Origin of the sequence: Catenibacterium sp. RTP21428st1_D7_RTP21428_210409, assembly GCF_040227455.1 — a bacterium.
GTDB lineage: Bacteria > Bacillota_I > Bacilli_A > Erysipelotrichales > Coprobacillaceae > Catenibacterium > Catenibacterium mitsuoka_A.
The window spans coordinates 1-3,823 of record NZ_JBEHVX010000134.1 but is presented as its reverse complement, the minus strand read 5'-3'; the positions used below and the strand labels follow the sequence as shown (position 1 = coordinate 3,823).

Genomic DNA, 3,823 nt, shown 5'->3' with positions numbered 1-3,823 from the left:
TGCCACACTTCTCCTTCAATCCAATGGAATGATGATGCATCCATCTGTATCATCTCACCTGCATACTTTGATCTAGGACGTCTAGGATGTGCATCCTGTTCATCAAGTATAATGATTGATTCCTTTATCTCATTCCTAACCTTTTCAGAAGCAGTGTCATTCATTCTTTCTTTAAGTTTTTTCTTCAAGGCTTTCTTTGTTTTTCTTCTAGCCTTTGGAGAAAGTACATCTTCAGCTCTCATCCAGTTGTTGAGTGTAGTATCACTTATCTTCATACCGATGTCACTTTCTACAATCTCACAGAAGTGAGTGAAGTTTGCATCAGAGAAATCATTGATATAAAGAGAGATGATCTTATTCTATGTGTCCAAAGGAACTGTAGAAGCAGGCAGTCTTCCACGGTTGCCATGCACGAAACCCTTCTTTCCCTGTTCTTTATATTTAATGATAAGTCTATTGATGGTTCTTACAGTACAGCCAAGCTTAGTAGCTGCTCTCTTCTTGTTTCCATTTGTGTCTACAAGCTTCTTAATTATTTCATACTTATTCTGCTCATTCATTCTCAATTCAACCTTTCTCATAATAACCTCCCATGGAGGTTATAGTTTAACACGGCAAGTTGATAATGTCCCAATTGGGACATTATCAACTTGGATACATTGAGACATTATCACATTGGAATCAGACTTAAAAAAGACTTTGAATGTAAGCGCTTGACTTAACTATATGCGAGTGATACCATTAAATTGTACAAATGATATCATTACAATTAAATAGTTGATGAGAGGGTATGTACGGGACATACTATCATAGTTTCTAGTATCTCTTTAGAGAGTGTTTTTTTTTGCAGTCATCAACTATCTCCCGATTACAATTATGGAGGAGGTTGTTTTATGGACAACAAAGAAAGCAAGGGTGGCTTAAATAAAAGTCTTAAGCTGATTTTCGTTTACACCGTTGCAACAGGTTCTATCTTTACATTCGTAAACTATTGGGACTCTGTATTCTATGGTTATTGTGGAAGCGGGACATTCCTTGCATTCGCATTAATGACTGTAACTATTTTACCAATCGCACTTGTATATAGCGAATTGGCATCTATTTTCCACACTGGTGGTGGGGAATTAATCTACAATACTGTTGGCATCAACAAACATGTTGGATTCTTAGCTTCTTGGCTTATTATGGCAGCTTGGATTTCAGTACCACCAGCTGTTGTTATGGCTATCATGACATGGGTCAATAAGACATTAAATCTAGGTCTTGGTACATGGGGTATGGTAGGATGTGCTGCAGTATTACTTGTTTTATATTTCTTGATGAGTATTCAGAACGTTCAGTTCTTAGTAAAGGCTCAGGCAGGTATGCTTTTCTGTAACATTGCAGTTACTATTATTACTGGTTTCTTATTACTGTTCTCAGGACATTGGCATTTATCTAACTTTGGAAATATCTTCCAGACAACTTTAAGTTCTGTAAATGGTATTCCTGGATGGATTATTGGTATGGCGTTATTAATTACACCATACTTCGGATTTGAAACAGTACCTCAAATGGTTGAAGAAGGAGACTTCCCAATCAAGAACTCTAAGAAAGCTATTTGTGGTTCAATCCTTACTTGTGGTTGTATCTATGTATTCTATTATTTCTGTGTTGCAGGATTAGATGGATTACAGGGTGTTCATACAACTCTTGCACAGGATGGTTTCTTAACTATTTTAACTATGCAGAAAGTATTAGGATGGACATTCTGGCCTATTATTGTTGGTATTCTATCTTGTTTACTAGGTATGGGTGCTTCATTACTTGGCTTCTGGATGTCAACAGTACGTATGTTATATTCAATGGCTAATAAGAACTTCTTACCAAAGGTTTTCGCAAAGGTAAACAAGAACCAGCAACCATTATTACCTAACATCTTCTTGTTAGTATTATCATTAGTATTTATCGTATTACAGAACTCATCTGACTTCATGAGTGCATTCTTTAACTTAATGAGTTTCGGATGTGCCTGTGCTTATGCACTTACTATGATTTCAGCTATTTGTATTCATAGAAAACATCCTAATTGGGTAAGTGCAAACACTGTTAAGGGCGGAGATGTTTTCCGTATTCTTGCGATGTTGATTGCAGTTACTATCGCATTCTTCTGTACACTTGGTCAGGGGATTGATTCTTGGATCTGCTTTGGTGTATATCTTGGTGTTGGTATGTTATTGTGGCTCTGGATGGTTTGTGTGAACTGGAAGAAACATCCAGTAGAAATTGAAACACCTGATGGAGTTCAGAAGTTCTAACAATTAAATAGTATTAAGAATTAATGGCAAAGCAAATGATTGCTTGCATATATAAATTTAGTTTAGAAAAGGAGAATAATAAAATGGCTAAATTAGAAGGAAAAGTTGCATTAATTACAGGTGCTGCAGTAGGACTTGGAGAAGGAATCTCAACTTCATATGCGAAATATGGTGCAAAACTAATCATGGTTGACTTATCACCCGCTGTAGAAGATACTGCAGAAAGATTAAGAAAAGAATACGGTGCTGAAATCATCACTGTAGTAGCTAACGTAGCTGATCGTGCACAAATGGATGCTGCAGCTGCTAAGGGTGTTGAAAAGTTCGGTGAAATCAACGTAGCTTGCTGTAACGCTGGTGTTTGCCGCTTAGCTCCATTTGAAGAAATGACTGATGAAATGCGTGATTTCCATATTGATGTAAACATTAAGGGTGTATGGAATACATGTAAAGCAGTTGTTCCTTATATGTTAAAACAGGGTGGAGGTAGCATCGTTATCGCTTCTTCTGTAACTGGTGATATCGTAGCTGATGCTGGTGAAGCAGCTTACGCTACAACTAAGGCTGCATTAGTTGGTTTAACTAAGTGCTTAGCTGTAGAATATGCTAAACGTAATATCCGTGTTAACTGCTCACAGCTTGGTTATGCAAGAACTCCAATGGTTGAAAAGATGGCTGTTGAATCTAATCCAGATAATCCAGAAGCAGCAATCAATGATATTGCAGCAAATGTTCCAATGGGACGTCTTGCTAAACCTATCGAAGTAGGTGAATTATTCGCATTCTTAGGAAGCGATGAATCTAGCTACTTAACAGGTGCTCAGATTGTTATTGATGGTGGTGCTACATTGCCAGAAACAATGTCTATCGGTACAAACTAATATCAATACTTGCCACCTCTTTATAGAGGTGGTTTTTGTATGCAAAAAAAGAGATGAACAAATGTTGGGTCTTTAATTTTTGTGGGGGTCAGACCTTCGCTCTAAATATTTGGGGGTCTTGGAAACAGCACCTTTAAATCTGTGGGGGTCACACTGCGGCTCCCACTTTTTTAGGTATTTTTGTGTAATTAAAAACCTTTCGCTGTATCATTAATTTGCTCATATCAACTCAAAGCGAAAGGAGATCACAAATTGAATAATGATCTAAAAATTATTTTAGGGGATTATGAATCCTTTGTACAGTCTCATACGACTGAAATCAATGAAAAAGAAGTGATTTATTGTATCACACTTAAGAGAACCATTATCTCCTGTCCAGAATGCGGCAGTAGAATGAACATTAAGGACTATAGAAAATGTAAAGTCATACATAACATGATAAGAGGCAAGAACACTTCTCTAATACTTAAAAAGAGAAGATTAGTATGTCCTCAATGTAATAAGGTAATGACAGAGGGAAACCCATTTACAGAGAAAAGTCACAGCAGATTATCTCAAACCTCAGAACTGGAAATCATGAATAAACTTAAAGAACCTACAACTACTTTTTCACTGGTTGCTAGATTTTTTAACACAAGCCCTACC

The 3,823-nt window shown here is 36.8% G+C and carries 4 protein-coding genes and 1 pseudogene; 3 read left to right on the top strand and 2 right to left on the bottom strand.

Annotated elements, in window-relative coordinates; genetic code table 11:
* Both ABUA27_RS12285 and ABUA27_RS12280 read right to left on the bottom strand, forming a co-directional pair.
* Positions 1–275, bottom strand: a pseudogene (locus ABUA27_RS12285) (ISNCY family transposase); the annotation flags it as partial.
* Positions 276–359: 84 nt separating this feature from the next.
* A complete protein-coding gene (locus ABUA27_RS12280; protein ID WP_349820825.1) occupies positions 360–581 on the bottom strand; it encodes a helix-turn-helix domain-containing protein in 222 nt (73 codons plus the stop codon).
* Positions 582–893: 312 nt separating this feature from the next.
* On the opposite strand from ABUA27_RS12280, the gene ABUA27_RS12275 reads away from it, so the two are divergent.
* The 3 genes from ABUA27_RS12275 to ABUA27_RS12265 all read left to right on the top strand — a co-directional run.
* The gene (locus tag ABUA27_RS12275) at positions 894–2,297 is read left to right on the top strand and encodes an APC family permease (protein ID WP_349820824.1); all 1,404 of its coding nucleotides are present in this window, start codon (positions 894–896) and stop codon (positions 2,295–2,297) included.
* Positions 2,298–2,380: 83 nt separating this feature from the next.
* Positions 2,381–3,178, top strand: coding sequence for an SDR family oxidoreductase UcpA (gene ucpA, locus ABUA27_RS12270; protein WP_349820823.1), 798 nt, complete (start codon positions 2,381–2,383; stop codon positions 3,176–3,178).
* 252 nt (positions 3,179–3,430) lie between these two features.
* On the top strand, positions 3,431–3,823 hold a 393-nt coding region (locus tag ABUA27_RS12265), incomplete at its 3' end, for a transposase family protein (protein WP_349820822.1).

Coding starts and splice junctions, on each gene's coding strand:
- ucpA (WP_349820823.1), top strand. CDS start 2,381: ATGGCTAAATTAGAAGGAAAAGTTGCATTAATTACAGGTGCTGCAGTA.
- ABUA27_RS12280 (WP_349820825.1), bottom strand. CDS start 581: ATGAGAAAGGTTGAATTGAGAATGAATGAGCAGAATAAGTATGAAATA.
- ABUA27_RS12275 (WP_349820824.1), top strand. CDS start 894: ATGGACAACAAAGAAAGCAAGGGTGGCTTAAATAAAAGTCTTAAGCTG.